The 19,658-nt window shown below is 39.0% G+C and carries 16 protein-coding genes, 3 tRNA genes, 1 other RNA gene and 1 pseudogene; 2 read left to right on the top strand and 19 right to left on the bottom strand.

Translation table 11 applies throughout. The features are described from left to right. The first annotated feature begins 75 nt into the window (after nucleotides 1-75). A tRNA-Ser gene (locus tag HT678_RS04905) sits at nucleotides 76-163 on the top strand. Between the two features lie 78 nt (nucleotides 164-241). On the opposite strand, the gene HT678_RS04900 is transcribed toward HT678_RS04905, so the two are convergent. The 3 genes from HT678_RS04900 to cozE form a co-directional block, all read right to left on the bottom strand. Further along, the gene (locus HT678_RS04900; RefSeq protein WP_000094595.1) at nucleotides 242-1,576 is read right to left on the bottom strand and encodes an Nramp family divalent metal transporter; all 1,335 of its coding nucleotides are present in this window, start codon (nucleotides 1,574-1,576) and stop codon (nucleotides 242-244) included. A 305-nt stretch (nucleotides 1,577-1,881) separates the two neighbouring features. Continuing rightward, nucleotides 1,882-2,229, bottom strand: a transfer-messenger RNA (tmRNA) gene (gene ssrA, locus HT678_RS04895). A gap of 540 nt (nucleotides 2,230-2,769) precedes the next feature. Then, nucleotides 2,770-3,879, bottom strand: a complete 1,110-nt coding sequence (gene cozE, locus HT678_RS04890) for a cell elongation protein CozE (protein WP_050219086.1) — start codon at nucleotides 3,877-3,879, stop codon at nucleotides 2,770-2,772. A 102-nt stretch (nucleotides 3,880-3,981) separates the two neighbouring features. Here cozE and pbp3 point away from each other — a divergent pair, with 102 nt between their 5' ends. Then, nucleotides 3,982-5,223, top strand: a complete 1,242-nt coding sequence (pbp3, locus tag HT678_RS04885; RefSeq protein ID WP_172924634.1) for a D-alanyl-D-alanine carboxypeptidase PBP3 — start codon at nucleotides 3,982-3,984, stop codon at nucleotides 5,221-5,223. Nucleotides 5,224-5,449: 226 nt separating this feature from the next. On the opposite strand, the gene sufB is transcribed toward pbp3, so the two are convergent. From sufB to HT678_RS04805, 16 genes and pseudogenes are all read right to left on the bottom strand, one after another. Then, complete coding sequence (sufB, locus tag HT678_RS04880; protein ID WP_000797052.1) at nucleotides 5,450-6,862, bottom strand: Fe-S cluster assembly protein SufB; 1,413 nt, start codon at nucleotides 6,860-6,862, stop codon at nucleotides 5,450-5,452. 57 nt (nucleotides 6,863-6,919) lie between these two features. Further along, entirely contained in the window at nucleotides 6,920-7,360 is a 441-nt protein-coding gene (gene sufU / locus HT678_RS04875) for a Fe-S cluster assembly sulfur transfer protein SufU (RefSeq protein WP_001218477.1), read from the bottom strand. Then, complete coding sequence (locus HT678_RS04870) at nucleotides 7,347-8,573, bottom strand: cysteine desulfurase (protein ID WP_138704281.1); 1,227 nt, start codon at nucleotides 8,571-8,573, stop codon at nucleotides 7,347-7,349. Before HT678_RS04870 ends, sufU begins: the two co-directional genes overlap by 14 nt. A gap of 10 nt (nucleotides 8,574-8,583) precedes the next feature. Further along, nucleotides 8,584-9,846, bottom strand: coding sequence for a Fe-S cluster assembly protein SufD (gene sufD, locus HT678_RS04865; protein ID WP_138707233.1), 1,263 nt, complete (start codon nucleotides 9,844-9,846; stop codon nucleotides 8,584-8,586). A gap of 27 nt (nucleotides 9,847-9,873) precedes the next feature. Next, complete coding sequence (sufC, locus tag HT678_RS04860; RefSeq protein ID WP_000114489.1) at nucleotides 9,874-10,644, bottom strand: Fe-S cluster assembly ATPase SufC; 771 nt, start codon at nucleotides 10,642-10,644, stop codon at nucleotides 9,874-9,876. A gap of 264 nt (nucleotides 10,645-10,908) precedes the next feature. After that, the gene (locus HT678_RS04855) at nucleotides 10,909-11,103 is read right to left on the bottom strand and encodes a DUF3272 domain-containing protein (RefSeq protein ID WP_001041547.1); all 195 of its coding nucleotides are present in this window, start codon (nucleotides 11,101-11,103) and stop codon (nucleotides 10,909-10,911) included. A 27-nt stretch (nucleotides 11,104-11,130) separates the two neighbouring features. Continuing rightward, nucleotides 11,131-12,786: a DNA polymerase III subunit gamma/tau gene (gene dnaX / locus HT678_RS04850; RefSeq protein WP_000283809.1), complete on the bottom strand. Its 1,656-nt coding sequence runs from the start codon at nucleotides 12,784-12,786 to the stop codon at nucleotides 11,131-11,133. Then, nucleotides 12,786-13,283 (bottom strand): GAF domain-containing protein, encoded by a 498-nt coding sequence (locus HT678_RS04845; protein WP_000920156.1) that lies wholly within the window; start codon nucleotides 13,281-13,283, stop codon nucleotides 12,786-12,788. The genes dnaX and HT678_RS04845 overlap by 1 nt, the downstream gene beginning before the upstream one ends. Nucleotides 13,284-13,369: 86 nt before the next feature. After that, nucleotides 13,370-14,572, bottom strand: coding sequence for a 30S ribosomal protein S1 (rpsA, locus tag HT678_RS04840; RefSeq protein WP_001001629.1), 1,203 nt, complete (start codon nucleotides 14,570-14,572; stop codon nucleotides 13,370-13,372). A 162-nt stretch (nucleotides 14,573-14,734) separates the two neighbouring features. Next, nucleotides 14,735-14,806: transfer RNA gene (locus HT678_RS04835), tRNA-Gln, on the bottom strand. 9 nt (nucleotides 14,807-14,815) lie between these two features. Continuing rightward, nucleotides 14,816-14,896 (bottom strand) — tRNA-Tyr (locus tag HT678_RS04830). A 49-nt stretch (nucleotides 14,897-14,945) separates the two neighbouring features. Continuing rightward, entirely contained in the window at nucleotides 14,946-15,176 is a 231-nt protein-coding gene (locus tag HT678_RS04825) for a DUF2969 domain-containing protein (protein WP_172924633.1), read from the bottom strand. A gap of 167 nt (nucleotides 15,177-15,343) precedes the next feature. Continuing rightward, nucleotides 15,344-15,988, bottom strand: a complete 645-nt coding sequence (gene pcp, locus HT678_RS04820) for a pyroglutamyl-peptidase I (RefSeq protein ID WP_000699369.1) — start codon at nucleotides 15,986-15,988, stop codon at nucleotides 15,344-15,346. A 14-nt stretch (nucleotides 15,989-16,002) separates the two neighbouring features. Continuing rightward, nucleotides 16,003-16,926, bottom strand: coding sequence for a DUF979 domain-containing protein (locus tag HT678_RS04815; RefSeq protein WP_000137265.1), 924 nt, complete (start codon nucleotides 16,924-16,926; stop codon nucleotides 16,003-16,005). Continuing rightward, nucleotides 16,923-17,612 (bottom strand): DUF969 domain-containing protein, encoded by a 690-nt coding sequence (locus HT678_RS04810; RefSeq protein WP_000454809.1) that lies wholly within the window; start codon nucleotides 17,610-17,612, stop codon nucleotides 16,923-16,925. The genes HT678_RS04815 and HT678_RS04810 overlap by 4 nt, the downstream gene beginning before the upstream one ends. A gap of 64 nt (nucleotides 17,613-17,676) precedes the next feature. Then, nucleotides 17,677-19,642: pseudogene (locus tag HT678_RS04805) on the bottom strand (peptide ABC transporter substrate-binding protein). Between the last annotated feature and the right edge of the window lie 16 nt (nucleotides 19,643-19,658).

Raw genomic sequence — 19,658 nt, 5'->3', positions numbered from 1 at the left:
TCTATCATTTTTCTTATTTCCAGAATTTTTATTGCAAGATAAGAGCCTTTATGGTAGACTATTTGAGTAAGCATTGGAAGATTACTCAAGAGGCTTAAGAGGCCGTGTTGGAAACGCGGTAGGCGTGTAATAGCGTGCGTGGGTTCGAATCCCATGTCTTCCGTTTATTTTAAAAAAGATACCCAAGAAATCTTGGGTATCTTTTTTCTTATATGCTTGTTTTATAACTCGGGTGAATTTCTTAGAAAATATCAAATAACAATTTCACATTGAGAATTGTTAAGATAATGGAAACAATATAACCAAGGATGGTATTCCATTTAGCATTGGTAAATTCGCCCATCAGTGATTTCTTAGAAGTTAAATAAATCAAAGGGAAGATTGAAAACGGAAGAGCGATTGAAAGAAAGACCTGTGAATAGACCAATAACTGATCCAAGGTTTTTTCCTGATGACCAAACAGAACTGCAACTATCATGACAGGTAGCAAGGCAAAGAGGCGAGTCGCCAAACGAATGAACCATTGAGGCAATCTCATATGCAAGAAACCTTCCATAACGATTTGTCCAGTCAAGGTACCCGTAATTGTCGAATTCTGACCACTGGCTAATAAAGCCAAGGCAAACAAGGTTGATAAGGTCGAGCTAGCTATAGCTCCTGCAATAGTAGAATCCTGCAAGGCATTATACATTTGAGAGAAGGCAGAAATCTCGGATGCATGGCCGAAAAAGAGAGCCGCTCCTAAGATCAAAAGAAGGGAGTTAACGACAAAGGCCAAGGATAACTCGAGATTAGAATCCCAGGTCATAAAGCGTACGGCTTTTCGAACATCATTTTTGTCCTTGTGATTGATTTTACGAGTCTGTGACAAGGATGAATGCAAATAGAGGTTATGAGGCATAACAGTTGCTCCCACGATCCCTAGTGCCAAGGTTAATTGACTTTCATGCCCTGGCAAAGGACTTTCAAATAAGGTTGCATTCGGTAGATAACCCTCAACGATTCCTTGGAAGCTTGGATGTGACAAGGCTACAAGATAGGTAAAAATTGCTAGAATGGTTAAAATCAGTGTTGTCACAATAGCTTCAATCTTCTTAAAGCCAAATTTCATCAGAAGCAATAAGAGAAAAACATCCAACACGGTCAAGAGGATGGCTATCATAATCGGAATCTTAAAGAGAAGATTGAGAGCAATCGCTGAACCTAGAACTTCTGCCAGATCTGTCGCCATCAAGGCTAATTCTAAAATCACCCATAGACTATAACGAAGCCATTTAGGTGAATGATGAGCCGTTGCTTGAGCCAGGTCCATCTGGGTTACAATACCAAGCTTTCCTGCCATCTGCTGAAGTTGCATGGCAATGAGAGATGAAATCAAGATAACAAACAAGAGACTATACTTATAGGAAGCACCACCGACTACACTGGTAATCCAGTTTCCTGGATCCATATAACCAACTGCGACAAGAGCACCCGGACCTAAAAAGGCCTTTAAATTTTGCCAGAAATGATTGTTATTTGGAGTATCGATAGATTGATTAATCTCAGAGAGTGACACTTTTTTATGAGAAGACATAGATACTTACCTCTTTCTAAACCTACTTTTTCATTATTTTCTATTAGAGAAAAATAAGATTGACTTTAAACTATTAAAACAATGAAAACTATATGAAAAACATTTAGTTTTTTCATTATTTTTCTTAAGGCACCTTAATTATAACAGAAAATATGATAAAAACTTAAGAAAATTCAGGACTTGATTTAATATTTAGGATACAACAAAATGTTGTATTCTTTTTTTGCAAAAGAATACCAAAGAATAAAATAAAAAACGTTGTAAAAACAACGTTTTAGAAAGATTTACAAAACAATGTAAATTATCAATGGAGCCGGTGGGAGTCGAACCCACGTCCAAACACCTGCCAACATATTTGTCTACAACCATAGGTTATGTATTAGTTTAACAGCCCCTCGACACATAACTCAAGCCTAGAAACTGCGAGTCTATCAATCTCTTATCAAGCCGCTAGACAAGACTCAATCGTATCTCGCTAATAATAAGACCTGTCATTGAACACGAGCAATCCAAATCGGGTCACGCCTGCTGGTTTTTAGGCAGCTAGAGCGTAAGAAGTGTTATTTTTTGCAGTTATATTTAACTGAGCGTTTACGTCGCCACACGAGTCGCAAAATATGCCTCATAATGCCTGTCGAATCCGTAACGACCCCAAAAGACAATAAAACTATTATACCTTATCTAACACAAAAATGCAAAAAGAAATCACATACCTAAAAAAGATACTATTCGAGAAATTTAGCAAACTGGGATACTAACTACAACTTTCTCAGTGCATAACTTTACGATTATGAATAGAACTTACGAAATCCAATTAACACATACCTAAGATGAAGCTATCTGTTTTGAAGAAATTCACGAAGAGAATTATTCTAAAATACTTTCAGATGAGAATTTTCCTACTCTCTTTGTTTCAATCCATTTGAGTTTAAAAACTATAAAATCAATCCTTATATTATTCGGACTACGTTTTACTTGTTGTGCTAAAATAAATAAATTTCATTCAAACTTTAATAGACTATGAAAACCAGTGGAACTTACCCTGACACGGAATTCCACTGGTTTTTTCGATTTTTACCAGATTAACTTCTACTATTTTTAGCTGTGAAAATTAGTTTAGGACTTTAACTTATTTTCAATCTTCTAATCTAAAGGCCACTTCTAGTAAAGAAAAATCAGGGTTCTCCTGACTTTTACTTAGCTAATTCTCTTTCTCGTTCTTTCATTATTTTATGATTTTCATACAAACGGGATAAGAACTTAGAAATTTCTTTTAAGATAGAATAGGTTGGCACTGCGACAATCATTCCAACTACACCATAGATATTGCTTGACAACAAAAGTAAAACTAAAATCGTGATTGGATGAACCTTCATAACACTTCCTACGATTCGAGGATATAAGATATTGCCATCTACCTGCTGAACAACAAGCATATAAATCACTGCAATCAGCATTCTATGGGGATCAGTGAATATATTTGCAATAATCATAGGAATCAAACCAATACTTGGCCCCACATAAGGAATTAAATTGGCTACACCAGAAAAAATAGCAAAAACTAAAGCATATTTTAAACCAATAATACTATAGCCAATATAAGCTAAACAACCTATAATGATTGCGTCAATCGAAACTCCACTAATATAGCGAGCAATCGTCGCATTCAAATTCTTTAAGAGGCCTGCAATATGCAAACGATCCCTCTTTAGAATCGTTCTTTCAAGCATGGGCAAGAATTTATGTCCATCTAGTAAGAAATAAACCAAAAAAACTGGAGTCATAATCAAAATCAAAACAGTACTGATAAGAGCTGACAAGACGCTCCCCACACTATTTGATACGCTATTTAGGATCTTTTGAAGAATATCAACATAGGATAAGTTTAACTGCTGAATTGTAGCTTCTACATCCAAATTCTGGAGCGCAGGATAATTAGATAAGTCTATGATTAAGTCCTGTACTCGACTATAAATAGTTTGACTAGATATAATCAAGCTAGATAACTGATTAATCAAAATAGGTAAGAGATAGACAACACCTATGACCATCCCCCAGACCAAAGCACACAAGGTAATTAAAATACCAAGCAAACGATTGAGTTTACAGACTTTATTTAAGAAAGTAACAATAGGGTTTGTCAAATAATAAAGAAAGCCCCCTAATAAAAATGGAATCATAATTGTATTAAGCACGCTAACAAAAGGGTTAATCAAAGACCCCATCTGTCTCCATAGGTAAAAGATGATTGTTAAGAGTAAAATTTCTGTGGTCCAAAAAAATAATTTATTTCTACGAAACATGAGTTACCTCCCTCACTCTATTTTACCATATTTTCAAAAAGCTTAACGGATGAATTATTAAAGCAAGAATATTTTTTTTCTTTATGATAGAATAAGACTACTATGAAAAAAATATTTTTAACTTTATTAACTGTCTCCCTTTTAGGAGGTGCTTCTACTGTTGCTGCTCAAGATTTTAATATTGCTGCAAAACATGCCATTGCTGTTGAAGCAAATACTGGAAAAATACTTTATGAAAAAGATGCAACTCAGCCAGTCGAAATCGCTTCTATTACAAAACTGCTTACCGTTTACCTGGTCTATGAAGCTCTGGAAAACGGAAGTATTACCCTCTCCACCCCAGTAGATATTTCTGATTATCCTTATCAATTGACGACAAATTCTGAAGCCAGTAATGTTCCTATGGAGGCTCGTAATTATACTGTTGAAGAGTTACTTGAAGCAACTCTGGTATCTAGTGTCAACAGCGCCGCTATTGCCCTAGCTGAGAAAATTGCTGGCTCAGAAAAAGATTTCGTCGATAGGATGAGGGCAAAACTCTTGGAATGGGGAATCAAAGATGCCACGGTTGTCAATACAACTGGTCTTAACAACGAGACTCTAGGAGATAACATTTACCCAGGTTCTAATAAAGATGATGAAAATAAGCTCAGTGCTTATGATGTTGCCATCGTTGCCCGCAACCTCATCAAAAAATACCCACAAGTTTTGGAAATCACCAAAAAACCTTCTTCTACTTTTGATGGGATAACAATCACTTCAACCAACTACATGTTAGAAGGTATGCCTGCTTACCGTGGTGGTTTTGATGGACTGAAAACAGGAACAACAGATAAGGCTGGAGAGTCTTTTGTTGGTACTACTGTCGAAAAAGGCATGAGAGTCATCACAGTTGTTTTAAATGCAGACCATCAAGACAATAATCCTTACGCTCGGTTTACAGCTACCTCTTCCCTAATGGATTATATTTCTTCTACATTTACACTTCGCAAAATCGTTCAGCAAGGCGATGCCTATCAAGATAGCAAAGCCCCTGTACAAGATGGAAAAGAAGATACGGTCACTGCAGTGGCCCCAGAGGATATCTATCTAATTGAACGTGTTGGGAACCAATCTTCCCAATCTGTTCAATTCACACCTGATTCCAAAGCAATCCCAGCACCACTTGAAGCTGGAACAGTGGTTGGCCATCTGACTTACGAAGACAAGGACTTGATCGGTCAAGGTTACATCACCACAGAGCGCCCTAGTTTCGAAATGGTTGCAGACAAGAAAATGGAAAAAGCCTTCTTCTTAAAAGTTTGGTGGAATCAGTTTGTCCGCTTTGTTAACGAGAAATTATAAAAAAATCGCGATTTAAACCGCGATTTTTTTTATTACAAATTCATCTTCAAAGTTCTTGATTTTGAGTAGATCTAATGCTCAATGAAAATCAAAGAGTAAACTAGGAAGCTAGCCGTAGGTTGCTCAAAGCACCGCTTTGAGGTTGTAGATAAAGCTGACGTGGTTTACACTTTGATTTTCGAATAGTATCAAAGTCCTTGATTTTGAGTATATCTAAAACCAAATTTTACCCAACTGACCCTTCCATCTCATAGCTAATCAAGCGGTTCAGCTCAACAGCATATTCCATTGGAAGTTCTTTTGTGAAGGGTTCAACAAATCCCATAACAATCATCTCAGTTGCCTCAGATTCTGACAATCCACGACTCATGAGGTAATACAATTGTTCTTCTGAAATCTTAGAAACCTTAGCTTCGTGTTCCAAAGCAACTTGCGAGTTGTGGATTTCATTAAATGGAATAGTATCTGATGCCGACAAGTCATCCATGATAATGGTATCACATTCAATGTGAGAAACAGATTTCTTAGAGTTCTTGTTAAAGGTTACTTGACCACGGTAGTCAACCTTTCCTCCGCCTTTAGCGATGGATTTAGACACGATAGACGAACTGGTATGTGGAGCATTGTGAATCATCTTGGCACCAGTGTCCTGGTGTTGCCCTGCATTAGCAAAGGCAATAGAAAGCATAGTACCACGCGCCCCTTCTCCATCTAGGCAAACAGATGGGTATTTCATGGTTGTTTTGGCACCCAAGTTTCCATCAATCCACTCAACAGTCGCATCTTTCAAGGCTTTGGCACGTTTCGTTACCAAGTTATAGACGTTGTCAGACCAGTTTTGAATGGTTGTATAACGCATATAAGCTCCTTTTAAGGAAAAGATTTCTACAATGGCAGCATGCAAGCTGTTACTTGAATATGTTGGCGCTGTACACCCTTCAACGTAGTGGACACTTGCTCCCTCATCAACGATAATCAAGGTACGTTCAAACTGACCTGTATTTTCGTTGTTGATACGGAAGTAAGTTTGAAGTGGAATATCCACTTTGACCCCTTTTGGTACATAGATAAAGGTTCCACCTGACCATACTGCCGAATTGAGGGCAGCCAACTTATTATCTGTTGGTGGTACCAACTTAGCAAAGTATTGTTTAAACAAATCTGGGTATTCCTTGAGAGCAGAATCCGTATCTGTAAAGATAATACCTAACTTCTCAAATTCTTCCTTCATGTTATGGTAAACTACTTCGGACTCATACTGGGCAGAAGCTCCAGCAAGATAAGCACGTTCAGCTTCTGGAATCCCAATACGTTCAAAGGTTTCTTTAATTTTTTCAGGAACCTCATCCCAGGAACGAGCTGGTTTATCAGATGGTTTTTGGTAGTAGATCAAGTCATCAAAATCAATCTCTGATAAGTCTGCTCCCCAAGTTTGCATGGGCATTTTTTTGAAGGTTTCATAAGACTTCAAACGGAATTCTAACATCCACTCAGGTTCTCCCTTGGCAGCTGATAGTTCACGAATGACATCCTCATTCAATCCTTTTCCTGTCGATAGGACAGGCTCTACATCATCATGGAAACCAAATTTATATTCACCAAGATCAATTGGTTTTGGTTCTACTCTTTCTTCAGCCATAATATCCTTTCTTTCATTCTTCATTTCTACTGATTCATAAGACAAAAGAAACTTGTCTTATTGATTTTCTTGATTTTCAATTGTTTTCTTCAGGGCATTCCAAGCTAGAGTTGCACACTTGATTCGTTGAGGGAATTTGGCAACACCTGACAAGAAGGCTGCATCTCCAAGACTATCTTGTCTGTCATCTTTTTGCCCTTGAACCATTTCAGAAAAAATAGTTGCAAGTTCTAAAATTTCTTGTTTGGTTTTTCCTAAAACTGCATCTGTCATCATGCTGGCAGAGGCAGTTGAGATGGTGCAACCTGAATTTAGAAAAGCAATATCTTCCAAACGGTCCTCTGCATCAAACTTGACAGAGAGGTTGATGACATCTCCACAGGTCGGATTGTTGAGACTGATTTGCTCAGCGTCTTCTAACTTCCCTTGGTGATGTGGATTTTTCGAATGGTCTGCTACCACTGCCATATAAAGGCTATCTAGTTTAGAAAGTGCCATTGAAAAACTCCTTTGTCTTTTGTAAGGCATCGACTAGCTTATCGCAATCTGCCTTGGTATTGTAGATATAAAAACTTGCACGTGCTGTTGCTGGAACATCCAAATACTGGAGCAAGGGTTGCGCACAGTGGTGACCCGCACGAACTGCCACACCTTCATAATCCAAAGCCGTTGCAAGGTCGTGAGGATGAAGGTCGCCTAGGTTAAAAGCAATGACACCTGAACGTTGAGCCAAGTCCTGTGAACCATAAATAGTCAGTCCTTCAATCTCCTGCAGTTTTGGATAGACGTATGCGATCAATTCCTGTTCATGGGCTTCAATGGCATCCATACCAATCTTTTCCAGATAATCCACTGCTGCTGCCAGTCCGATAGCACCTGCCATGTTAGGAGTTCCAGCCTCGAATTTCCAAGGTAATTCCTTCCAACTAGCAGATTGCTCGTAGACAAAATCAATCATCTCGCCGCCAAATTCAAGGGGTGACATTTGTTCTAAATACTTCTCTTTTCCGTACAGAACACCGATACCAGTCGGACCAGCCATCTTGTGACCTGAAAAGGCAAAGAAGTCCACATCCAAGTCCTGGACATCGATCTGCATATGAGGCGTAGATTGAGCACCATCCACCACCATGATGGCACCAACTTGGTGGGCTAATTGAGTGATTTCCTTTATCGGATTGACCACACCAAGAACATTGGAGGCATGAGCTAGGGAAACAAATTTAACCTTATCAGTCAATTTAGCTCGCAAATCCTCCATATCCAAGGCACCATCTTTAAGATAGACATAGACAAGCTCTGCCCCAGTCTTTCGACAAGCTTCCTGCCATGGAATGATATTAGAATGGTGTTCCATTACTGAAATCAAGACCTGGTCTCCCTCAGTCAAGACTTCCTCAGCATAACGCGCTACCCAGTTCAGACTGGTTGTCGTTCCTCTGGTAAAGAGAACTTCCTTTGTAGAGTCTGCATTGATAAACTTACGAATGGTTTCACGAGCCACCTCATAAGAAGCTGTCGCCCTTTCTGCCAAGGTATGAACACCACGGTGAACATTGGCATTGTCGTTCTCATAGTAGCGGTTGATTGTTTCCAGTACTGCTAGTGGTTTTTGTGTCGTCGCAGCATTGTCCAGATAGACCAACGGTTCATCGTTGACAATCTGGTCTAAAATTGGAAAATCCTTGCGAATCGCTTCTACATCTAACATCGGCTTCCCCTTAGCGTTTTGACAATTTTTCTTCGATAGTCGCAATCATTTCATCACGAACTTCCTTGACTGGAATCTCAACGATAACGGAGCCAAGGAAACCACGGACAACCAAACGTTCTGCAGTTGCTTTGTCCAAGCCACGGCTCATGAGGTAGTACATATCTTCTGGATCTACCTGACCGATAGAAGCCGCGTGTCCTGCAGTTACGTCATTTTCATCAATCAAAAGAATTGGGTTAGCATCTGAACGCGCTTGGTCTGAAAGCATGAGCACACGGCTCTCTTGTTGGGCATCTGCTCCCTTAGCACCCTTGATGATGTGACCGATACCATTGAAGGTCAAAGTTGCTTTTTCAAGAATAACCCCATGTTGGAGGATATTTCCGATTGAGTTGCAGCCATAGTTTGTTACGCGAGTGTCAATTCCTTGCACCTGACGGCCACTTGAAAGAGCTACAACTTTCAGGTCAGCATGGCTACCGTTACCAATCAAATCGCTATCAAAGTCAGCAACGACGTTTCCTTCGTTCATGACACCGATTGCCCAGTCAATACTTGCATCGTTGCCTAACTTACCACGACGGCTAATATAGGCAGTAACGTTTTCACCTAGACGGTCGATAGCCGCAAACTTGACTTGAGCACCAGAACGTGCAATGACTTCTACTGTGATATTAGCAGTTGCTTTAGCACTTCCTTCACCGCGTGACTCTAAACGCTCCAGATAACTAATCTTAGAATTTTTACCAGCGATAATCATAATATGTTTGTTAAACGGCACATCGCTATCGCTATCTTGGTAGAAAATACCCTCGATTGGTTCTTTAATCTCAACATTATCAGGAATATAGAGAACAGCACCACTATTGAAATAAGCTGTATGGTAGGCTGCCAACTTATCATCATCATACTTAACAGATGACATGAAGAATTCTTCGATCAGCTCTGGAATTTCTTCTAAAGCTGAATGGAAGTCTGTAAAGACGACACCCTGTTGAGACAACTCAACTGGAATTTGCTCAAAAACAGTTTGCGTTCCTACTTGCACCAACTTCAAGTGGTTATCTAAAGTTGTGAAATCTGGAACATTTACTGATGGCTCGCTTTCTGTAATCGTTCCATCACCCAGATTCCAACGGTGGAATTTGACACGCTCAATAACTGGTAATTCTAAACTCTCAATCTTATCAAAAGCTTTTTGACGGAGGTCAGCCAACCAGCTTGGTTCAGCGTGCATTTCTGAAAAAAGTTTAATATTTTCTTTAGTCATTTACTTCTCCTAAAAGATACGAGGGAATTACAATTCTTCCTTGTAGTCGTAGCCAAGTTCTTCAGCTAGTTTTGCGTATCCTTCACGTTCCAAACGTGCAGCCAATTCTGGACCACCTGAAAGGACAACACGCCCTTCCATCATCACGTGTACCACATCAGGTGTGATGTAGTTCAAAAGACGTTGGTAGTGAGTGATGATCATAGCACCAAAGCCTTCACCACGCATAGCATTCACACCTTTAGAAACAACTTTAAGGGCATCAATATCAAGACCTGAGTCAATCTCATCCAAAAGAGCAAAAGTTGGTTCCAGCATCAAGAGTTGAAGAATTTCATTACGTTTTTTCTCACCACCAGAGAAACCTTCGTTGAGGTAACGCTCTGCCATTTCTTCTTTCATGTTGAGCAATTCCATTTTTTCATCTAGCTTAGTAATAAACTCACGAACTGAAATCTTCTCATCATCTTCTTTACCAGCATTCATAGCGGCACGAAGAAACTCAGCGTTAGTAATACCAGGAATTTCTGATGGGTATTGCATAGCAAGGAAAAGTCCCATACGCGCACGCTCATCCACTTCCAACTCAAGGATGTTTACGCCATCAAACAAAACTTCACCTTTAGTTACTTCATAGTTTGGATTTCCCATGATAGCGGCAGAAAGAGTCGATTTACCTGTACCATTTGGTCCCATGATAGCGGCAATTTCTCCTGTTTTCAGGGTCAGGTTCACCCCTTTTAAAATTTCTTTTCCTTCAATCTCAACGTGAAGATCTTTGATTTCTAATACTGACATGATAGTTCCTTTCTTTTTCAAGACCTTTACAGTGCTTACTAGAAACATACTTGATTTCCCTAGAAAGTACGGTAATACTCAATGAAAATCAAAGAGCAAACTAGGAGGCTAGCCGCAGGTTGCTCAAAGCACCGCTTTGAGGTTGCAGATAAAGCTGACGTGGTTTGAAGAGATTTTCGAAGAGTATAAAAGGTCTATAAATATACTTTTATAGTATAACAAAAAAAAGCCTAAAAGGCTTTGATTTTGTCTGGAAGCTGAGGGCTAGTCTTTCCTATTAAAATGCTGATCGATGACATCAACGATTTTGCCCATCACATAACTGACTCGGAAATTTCTGAAGAGTAAAATTGCCCAAAAGGCTGCCATAATATAGCGACCAGTCATCCAAGCTTCATTGAAAAAATAGGTCTCAGCAGCTGTAAACAGCGCCATAATAATAAATTGTTGTTTATTCATAAACTTATTGTATCATGAAATCTTTCTTTAGTCTTCCTCTACCTTCACTTTATCAGCCAAAAATTCAAATCCTTCTGGAATCAGACTTTCTTCTGCTTCTTTTTCAGTTTGAGAAGATTTGGCTTTAGCTGAAAAGGCTGCGCGAACTTCTTTCCATTCCTCCATGGAAATGGCTAAAATCTCAGGTGAAAAACCTGCTGCCTGACTGAGAATGTTGCCAAACATAGTGTTGAGATTGTCTCGTTTCATGGTTTGACCAGCATTGAAGTTAGATTCAAAAGCAAGAATGGCATGGTGTTCATTGGCTGCAACCGGTTGAGAACCAACTAGTAGAGCCTTATCAGGACCTCCAAGACTTTCAATCACCTCTCCCCAGGCATTCTGCAAGCGAATCAGATTTTGACGTGCTAAATCAGGATTTTCGACAGCCTCTTGTAAGATAGATTGAACTTTATTGCGATCCACACGATAGACTGTCTTGCCTGTTGCTGGGCGACTAGGAGTTGGACTAGTTGGCTTGGGCACAGTTCCCACATTGGCGAGTTCTTGTTTGAGACGTGTCACTTCCTGTCTCAGTGCAGAAATTTCATGTTCAACTGCACCAGAAAGAGCTAGTTCAGGATTAATCTCCGCTAAACGAATAGTCATCATCTCAGCATAAATCTTGGGCTGCAAACTAGACTTAATATCTGCTAAACTCACTGTCGCTAAGCGAATCATTTCAAACAGATTTTCTTGAGGAAGTGCCAAATTTTCTACAAAGACTGGACTATGATGAGTATTTTCTCCCCCTGTTTGAACAATTAACAAGTCTCTTAAATAGTGCAAAAGATCGGTCACAAAACGAGTCATGCTCTTACCATTGTCAAAGAGAAGATTTAAGCAAGCTAATGCTTTGGGAACATCCTGCTGGGACAAGGCAGCCACATAATCATCTAAGGCTGATAGGCTAATAGTGCCAGTAATTTCTTCAGAGATGGCAGTCGTCAGCTCATTTCCCTGTGTCAAACTCAGGGCTTGATCCAAAATAGACAAGGCGTCTCGCATTCCACCTTCAGCCCGTCTGGCAATGATTTCCACAGCCTCTGGCTCAGAACTGATATTTTCTTTTTCTAAGATATAGCGGATATGTTCCTTAATATCCTGTGTTTTAATCGATTTAAATTCAAAACGTTGGACACGGGATAGAATAGTGGCAGGAATCTTGTGCAATTCAGTAGTAGCCAAAATAAAGACCACATTCTGTGTTGGCTCTTCCAACGTCTTTAGAAGGGCATTAAAAGCCCCTGTAGACAGCATGTGAACCTCATCTATGATGTAAACCTTATAACGAGCAAGGCTAGGCGCATAGGTAGATTTATCACGAATTTCGCGAATTTCATCCACCCCATTATTAGAGGCTGCATCCATTTCAATGACATCTTCTAAACTACCGTCCGTCACTGCCTGACAAATATAGCAGTTATTACAAGGTTCACCACCCACTTGATTGGGACAGTTCATAGCTTTGGCAAAAATCTTAGCTACACTGGTTTTTCCCGTTCCACGTGGACCAGAAAAAAGATAGGCATGACTTATTTTCTCTTGTTCTACTGCTTGTTTAAGAGTCTTAGCCACAACTTCTTGACCAACCAACTGGGAGAAGTTTTGACTTCTATATTTTCGATAAAGTGCTTGATACATTAAGATTTTTCCCCAAACATTGTAAAGTCCCATGCTGTCTTTTCAAGCAAAATAGCGACAAATTGTTCCAAATAATCTCGATCCATTGCATCGTAATCCTCAATCTCTGAAGAATCCAGATCCAGAACTCCAAGTAGTTGGCCATTCTTTATCATCGGCACCACAATTTCACTTTTAGCTAGACTATCACAAGAAATATAGTTGGGATAGGTCCTTACATCACCAACCAGGACTGTTTCCTGCAACTCAGCAGCTTCACCACATACGCCCTTGCCTAGTGCAATACGGATACAGGAAACACCTCCTTGGAAGGGACCTAAAACCAATTCCTTTCCATCGAACAAATAAAAACCTGCAAATACGGTATTAGGAAAACGTGATTTTATGAGAGCACTGGCGTTGGAAAGATTAGCCAAAACATTGGTTTCGCCTTCCAATAGGAAGGACAATTCTTCATTTAACATTTGATAACGTGATTGTTTTTCTGATTTTAACATAGAACTATTATATCAAAAAAGGAGCAGAGACAAAAGAAAAAATCCCTTGTTTAGTAAACAAAGGATTTTGTGAATTTTCAATTTGATTAAAGTTCGATATCACCAAACAAATCAGCCATTGAAAATCCTGTTTGTGTTTCTGGAAGTTCGAAATCACGCTTCTCTTGACGTCTTGGACGACGTGGACGAGCAGCACGTTTTTCTTCTTTTTGTCCTTCTTCTTGAGCTGGACGTTCTTCAAGAGCTTTAATAGAAAGTGATACACGCTCTGCATCTGCGTTAACTTCAAGAACTTTAACTTGAACTTCTTGACCAACTTTAAGAGCTTCTTTTGGATTTTCAATACGTTTGTGTGAAATTTGTGATACGTGAACAAGTCCATCGATACCTGGCAATACTTCAACAAATGCACCGAAGTCAGTCAAACGTTTAACTGTTCCTTCTACTACATCACCTTTAGCCAATTTTTGCTCAACACCATCCCATGGTCCTGGTACTGTTGCTTTAAGTGAAAGTGATACACGTCCTTCTTCTTCGTTAAGATCAAGGATTTTCACTTCAATTTCTTCACCAACAGTTACAACTGATTTTGGTGAAACGTTACGTTCATGTGACAATTCAGTCAAGTGAACCAATCCGTCAACACCACCAAGGTCGATGAAAGCACCGAAACTTGTGATACGAGCAACTTTACCAGTTACAACATCACCAACAGCAAATTTACCAAATACTTCAGCGCGAGCTGCTGCTGTAGCTGCTTCAACAACTTCACGACGTGAAAGGATGAAGCGGTTTTCTTTAGCATCAACTTCTTTGATTTTAGCGTCAAATTCTTGACCTACAAAACGCTCAGTGTTACGTACGAAACGAGTATCCAACATTGAAGCTGGGATAAATCCACGAACACCTTCAAATTCTACTGAAAGTCCACCTTTAACGGCACGAGTTCCTTTAACAGTAACAACTTCTTCTTCGCGACCAACAAGTTTGTCCCATGCTTTGCGAGCTTCAAGGCGTTTTTTAGATACAAGGTATGTAACTGTATCAGTATCTTTACCAACTACTTGACGAAGTACAAGAACATCCAATACTTCTCCTACTTTAACAAAGTCATTGATATCTGCATCGCGATCGTTTGTCAATTCGCGAAGAGTCAAGACACCTTCAACACCAGTTCCAGAGATTGCAACGTTAGCTTGAGTCGCATCAACTGTCAATACTTCAGCACTAACAACATCACCAGTCTCAACTTGGCTAACGCTATTTAGCAAATCTTCAAATTCGTTCATCTAAAAAATCCTCCAACAATCAAGTTTTTTCTTAAACTTGACATACTTATAATTTTTTTCCTAAGCACTCGCAAGGACATGTTCATATCGTTCACGTCTTTCAATTATAAAAATAAAATACCCTAAGATATTTTGCTTTTTATCTTGATTATTACCTAAGAACTGGGGTAGCTGGATTCGAACCAACGCATGAGGGAGTCAAAGTCCCTTGCCTTACCGCTTGGCTATACCCCATTGATGAAATGGAGAGAGAGGGATTCGAACCCCCGAACCCGAAGGAGCGGATTTACAGTCCGCCGCGTTTAGCCTCTTCGCTATCTCTCCTACAATCAACATGGACTATTATATCATGAAAATTTCAAAAAAACAAGACTTATTTTGCTAAATTATAATTTTCAATCAAAATTTCCACAGCTTTTTCCAATTTTTTATAAAAACTATCGACATTCCCATTCTTTATGATGGCAAATTGTCCCTCTAATCCGGCAATTTCTCCGATAACTTTTTTACCAATGATCAAGGTATAGCCTTCAAAACTGTCTTTTCCTACATTAACTTTGGCATCTGCTACTTGAATTTCGATTTTTTTATCTTTCTTACTCATTTCATACCTCTCTTCACTTTTTCTATTGTACAAGAAAATCCTAAAACTAGCAAGAAAAAACTCTATATCAGGCTTGTCTGATATAGAGTTTTATGTAAACAACCTCAATCGATTTAGCATAGCTAATAGTTAGTAAACAAGCATAATTGACTATCCTTTTTAGGTTATCAGTGAGTCTCACCACCTACTAACTGCAAATCCTTATCTTTGTAGTCTACAATAGCTTCAATAGCTACCTCTATGCCTCTTACAATATCGCATAGACTCATTCCTGCAGTATTCGGCTTATTTACTACTTGTTCCATCATATATGGAATATGCATGAAACCTGCTCTCATATTAGGGAATTTTTTATCCACTAAATAAAGAGCTTGGTACATCAAATGATTGCAAACAAAGGTTCCTGCACTATTGGACACAACTGCTGGAAGTCCCTGTTTTTTAATAGCTTGTACCATCGCTTTGATAGGTAAACTACTAAAATAGGCCGATGCTCCATCAATACGAATCGGTGTATCAATTGGTTGATTGCCTTCGTTATCAGGTATGCGAGCATCATCTTGATTAATAGCCACTCGTTCAGGTGTTAAGCCGGTCCTGCCGCCTGCTTGTCCAATACAAAGTACAGCATCTGGTTGATATCGTAATATTTCTGCCTCTAAAACTTCTGACGACTTATAAAAAACCGTTGGAATTTCTACCCAGCGAACTTCGGCCCCATTAATCTCAGATGGTAATAATTTTACAGCCTCCAAAGCTGGATTAATCTTTTCACCTCCAAAAGGATTAAAACCTGTAACCAATATTTTCATTTTATTTTCCTTTACTAAAATGCGAGAAAGTACATTAAGAATATGTGAATAACAATCATTACTAGAGCAACACCTGCTTGAGCCTTTATAACGCCATTCTGATCTTTCATATCCATCAATGCTGCTGGTAGAGCGTTAAAATTAGCAGCCATTGGGGTCAATAAGGTCCCACAATAACCTGCTGTCATGGCAAGAGCACCAGCCACAATTGGATTAGCTCCTAGAGCAAATACAAAGGGAACTCCAACACCTGCTGTAATAACGGTGAATGCTGCAAAAGCATTTCCCATAATCATTGTGAATAGAACCATTCCAAGAACATAGGCCAAAACTCCTATAAAGCGACTATCTGAAGGAACAATACCGCTAATCAGATGAGAGATAACATCACCAACACCTGCTACAGTAAAAATAGCCCCCAAAGCCCCTAATAATTGAGGAACAATCCCACTTGTTGAAACTTGCTGAGTCATTCGATTATTTTCTGATAACAGACTCTTAGGGTGACTATTGGTAATCACAAGAACAGAAATTGTAGCAAACAAGGCGGCAAGGCTAATCGAAATCTTGCTAAATTCTGGAATCATTTGCGCTAAGACCAACGCAAGTATTGCCATCAGCATAACTGGAATAAAAATTTTATTTTTCAACCTGTTAGATTCAATATTGGCTTTCATTTCATCTAAGGATGGCAAGGTTCCGATACGGACTTGCTTAAACAATGTTAGCAGCGATAATAGGATTACAATAATACCAATACTCATATTTGGCATATAGGAACCACCTATAAACGTAATAGACAATAGAGTCCAAAATGCAGATGTCCCAAGTCGAACTGGGTTTGTTTTATCTTTATAACTACAATAGGCTGTATGGAGAAATTGACAACCAATCACAATATAGGTCAACTCTAATAGTTGCTTTGCCAACTCTGTCATTTTTGTTCTCCTCCCCTAGTCTTTTTTGATATCAATTTTTTATCAAATAAATAATTGTAAATCCCTACTACAATAAGTGTTATAACAGCAACAATAATAGATGTAGAAGCAATCCCTGCATAATTGCTTTCATAGCCTAACTGATCTAATGTTCCCCCTATCAAGAGGACTCCCCCAGCACCTACAAACGTATTTTGAGCAAAGAAATTTCCAAAATTTTCATTTGCAGCCGCACGCGCTTTTATTGTCTCATCTTCAACCTCTGTTAACTTTCTACCTAATTGAGACTCTGCTGCTGCTTCTCCCATAGGTTGAACCAAAGGTCTGACAAACTGAGGGTGTCCTCCTAGACGAATTGAAAAGAAACCAGCTAACTCTCGAATAAAGAAATAAACTGTATAGAAGTTTCCAACTGTCAGACCTTTAATCTTTCGAATCAAATCAATTGATCGTTGCTTGAGTCCAAAGGTTTCTGACAGTCCCACAAGAGGTAAGGTAACCATAAAAATCGTGAGCACTCGCTGATTGCTAAATTCTTTTCCCAAAATCTCCAAAAATTCAACGAGAGAAACACCTGAAACTAAAGCTGTAACCAAACCAGCTAAGACTACTGTTGCAATTGTATCAAATTTTAAAATAAAACCCACAACAATGATTGCTATTCCTATTAATCTAATCCACTCCATATCAAACTCCTTTATATCCAAAATGACAGTATTTTTAAAATTTTATCAAGATCAATACCATTCCTTATTTAATGTGTTTTTCTAGTTCTTTTTGGTATTTGCTATTGGATTCCAATTTTTCTTTTTGCCATTTTTCAAGAGCTTCGTCATATTCTTTTGTTGTAACAATATCTTTTTGCAATCTCATTCCTTTAAAGATATATGGATCCCCCTTAATACCAACTTGTGAGTATGGTTTTGAGAATGGCACGACATTACTTACAACTGGAGAACCACCAGATGAGGCTGTTGGCATCAATAATGAACTATCTGTCAACCAAGCTTGAGCTTTTGCATATTTTTCATATCTCTTCTCTAGGTCAGTGGTCTCAGAAACAGCATCTTCTAACAATTTCTTATATTGATCCAAACCAAGTTTCGCTACAACATCCTTATCTTTTCCTTTAATAATACCAAGGTGTTTCATGGCAGAACCAGATTTTGGATCCATAATATTCAAGTAAGACGCTGGATCTTGATAGCTTGGAGCCCATCCTGTACTGTTCAAATCATAGTCTTTTTGAGAAGGAACACGCGCTTGTGAAGTGATTGTTTCCTTTTCATTATCTGTCATTTGAAGAACGTCGATAACAACATTTTCAGCACCAAGAGTTGATTCGATTGACTGTTTGAAAGAGTTGCTTTGTTGAACGGCGATGGTATCTGTTTGTTCAACTGGGACATCCAAGTGAATTGGGAAAGTGACCCCTTTAGATTCCAAGTCTTTCTTAGCTTTTTCGAACGTAGCTTTAGCCTTGTCAGGGTTGTAAATAGAGTCCTTACCGTCAACTAGCTCAACACCTTTCCATTGGTCACCGTAGTTCACCAACTCTGCTTGAGCGATTTGACCAAAGTTCTTACCCCCTGCTTGTACAAAGTTGTCAGGAACGAGGCTGTTACGAATAATCTTGTCCGCACCATCTTCACCGTTTAGCTGGGCAGCATACGAATGACGGTTGAAGGCAAAGTTGATAGCCTGACGGAAGTCCTTATTAAGCATAGCTTCTTTTGTAGAAGTCTTTTGCTCTTCGCTTGTTTTCGCAGTTTTATTGTATGACTGACGATTTACGTTAAAAGTAAAGTAATAACTACTTGAGTCCTGTGGGCTATAAGTGATTTTATCTCCGTATTCTTTCAAAGTCGAAGCAAAGTTTGAGCTGCTTGGGAAGAGACGGGCTGTCGTATAAGCACCAGAGGAGAAGCTACGGATCAAAGACTCCTAATCTGAACCATCGTAGTAGGTCAATTTAATCTTCTCAATTTTAACATTTTCTTTATCCCAGTAATTTGGATTTTTTTCATATTCAATCAACGATTTAGAAGTCAATGTTTTTAAGAAATAAGGTCCATTGTAGAGAATCCCTGCTGGGCTAACCTCTCCGTAATTCTTTCCAGATGCCTTTAAAAACTCTTCATTTACAGGCAACATCGTCGCTGTTGTAACTTTTGAATTCCAGAAACTTTCTGGCGCATTCAATGTATACTCAACTGTGTAGTCATCCAAAGCTTTAACACCAACTGCAGAGAAATCATTGGTTTCACCAGTCATATAGGCGTCCAAGCCTTTGATTGAATTTTGGATGAGAGAGACACCGTCTGACTTACCATCAGCAACGTGTTTTAGTCCTGTCACAAAGTCATGGGCTGTTACTTCTGCGTATTCTTCGCCTTCTGATGTGTACCATTTCACTCCTTTACGAAGTTTATAGGTATAAGTCAATCCATCTTTTGAGACAGACCAATCCTCAGCCAAAGAAGGAATAACATTACCATATTTATCATTTTCCATCAAACCATCAACGACATTTCCGATAATATCTGTTGTGGATGTACGCGTTGCTATGCTGTAGTCCAAGGATGCTGGATCCACTGCATAGACATAAGAAAATGTTGTCGGAGCATCTGCTTCTTTATCAGCTTTTCCACAGGCTGCTAAAAGATGTTGTGCTTAGGATAAGTCCTGTTGTTAAAATCCACTTTTTCGATTTCATAAAAATCTCCTTTAAT

Source organism: Streptococcus sp. 3167 (genome assembly GCF_013277175.1).
GTDB classification, from domain to species: domain Bacteria; phylum Bacillota; class Bacilli; order Lactobacillales; family Streptococcaceae; genus Streptococcus; species Streptococcus pseudopneumoniae.
Note: the sequence above shows the minus strand (reverse complement) of the source record. Positions and strands in the feature narration are given on the sequence as shown.

Coding starts and splice junctions, on each gene's coding strand:
- HT678_RS04900 (WP_000094595.1), bottom strand. CDS start 1,576: ATGTCTTCTCATAAAAAAGTGTCACTCTCTGAGATTAATCAATCTATC.
- cozE (WP_050219086.1), bottom strand. CDS start 3,879: ATGTTTCGTAGAAATAAATTATTTTTTTGGACCACAGAAATTTTACTC.
- pbp3 (WP_172924634.1), top strand. CDS start 3,982: ATGAAAAAAATATTTTTAACTTTATTAACTGTCTCCCTTTTAGGAGGT.
- sufB (WP_000797052.1), bottom strand. CDS start 6,862: ATGGCTGAAGAAAGAGTAGAACCAAAACCAATTGATCTTGGTGAATAT.
- sufU (WP_001218477.1), bottom strand. CDS start 7,360: ATGGCACTTTCTAAACTAGATAGCCTTTATATGGCAGTGGTAGCAGAC.
- HT678_RS04870 (WP_138704281.1), bottom strand. CDS start 8,573: ATGTTAGATGTAGAAGCGATTCGCAAGGATTTTCCAATTTTAGACCAG.
- sufD (WP_138707233.1), bottom strand. CDS start 9,846: ATGACTAAAGAAAATATTAAACTTTTTTCAGAAATGCACGCTGAACCA.
- sufC (WP_000114489.1), bottom strand. CDS start 10,644: ATGTCAGTATTAGAAATCAAAGATCTTCACGTTGAGATTGAAGGAAAA.
- HT678_RS04855 (WP_001041547.1), bottom strand. CDS start 11,103: ATGAATAAACAACAATTTATTATTATGGCGCTGTTTACAGCTGCTGAG.
- dnaX (WP_000283809.1), bottom strand. CDS start 12,786: ATGTATCAAGCACTTTATCGAAAATATAGAAGTCAAAACTTCTCCCAG.
- HT678_RS04845 (WP_000920156.1), bottom strand. CDS start 13,283: ATGTTAAAATCAGAAAAACAATCACGTTATCAAATGTTAAATGAAGAA.
- rpsA (WP_001001629.1), bottom strand. CDS start 14,572: ATGAACGAATTTGAAGATTTGCTAAATAGCGTTAGCCAAGTTGAGACT.
- HT678_RS04825 (WP_172924633.1), bottom strand. CDS start 15,176: ATGAGTAAGAAAGATAAAAAAATCGAAATTCAAGTAGCAGATGCCAAA.
- pcp (WP_000699369.1), bottom strand. CDS start 15,988: ATGAAAATATTGGTTACAGGTTTTAATCCTTTTGGAGGTGAAAAGATT.
- HT678_RS04815 (WP_000137265.1), bottom strand. CDS start 16,926: ATGACAGAGTTGGCAAAGCAACTATTAGAGTTGACCTATATTGTGATT.
- HT678_RS04810 (WP_000454809.1), bottom strand. CDS start 17,612: ATGGAGTGGATTAGATTAATAGGAATAGCAATCATTGTTGTGGGTTTT.